Here is a 593-nt window from a genome sequence, read left to right as displayed (position 1 = left end):
TGCTTTATCCCCTTTCCAGGCTTTTACAAAAGAAAAGTCTGCTTTAAAAGCTTTCTCAAGTACGTACATTTTACCATCAAATTCGCGGGTTTCTTTTCCTTCCGCCACTTCTGTACCAAAACCTGCCGGAGTATATATTGCAGGAAAACCCTGCTGTGCAGCCTGGCACCTTGCGGCAAGTGTACCCTGCGGAACCAGTTCTACTTCCAGTTCTTCGCTTAACATCTGCCTTTCAAATTCGGCATTTTCCCCCACGTAGGAAGAAATCATCTTATCGATCTGTTTTTTGTGAAGTAACAGCCCCAGCCCAAAATCGTCCACCCCGGCATTATTCGAAATACAGGTAAGGTTTTTCACATTGAGGCGCACCAGTTCAGAAATAGCATTTTCAGGGATACCACTAAGGCCAAATCCGCCCAGCATTAAAGTCATTCCGTCTTTAATTCCTTCCAACGCATCTTCTACATTAGCTACAGCTTTTCGTATCATCTTCTAAAAATTTTATTCAGAAAAATACGAAAATAAAACAGCTGTTACAACGCGCAGGCCATAGTAATTATGGTTTCAGGAGAATTTGGTGTAAATTTTTAAGA

1 protein-coding gene is annotated in these 593 nt (G+C 41.7%); it reads right to left on the bottom strand.

All coding sequences use genetic code 11. The features are described 5' to 3' along the window. A partial coding sequence (locus RM529_RS17700) for a CoA transferase subunit A (protein WP_311486051.1) occupies positions 1–489 on the bottom strand: 489 nt, incomplete at its 3' end. Between the last annotated feature and the right edge of the window lie 104 nt (positions 490–593).

Source organism: Autumnicola edwardsiae, from assembly GCF_031846505.1.
GTDB lineage: Bacteria > Bacteroidota > Bacteroidia > Flavobacteriales > Flavobacteriaceae > Autumnicola > Autumnicola edwardsiae.
The sequence above is the reverse complement of the archived record's forward strand: the minus strand, read 5'-3'. Positions and strand labels throughout refer to the sequence as shown.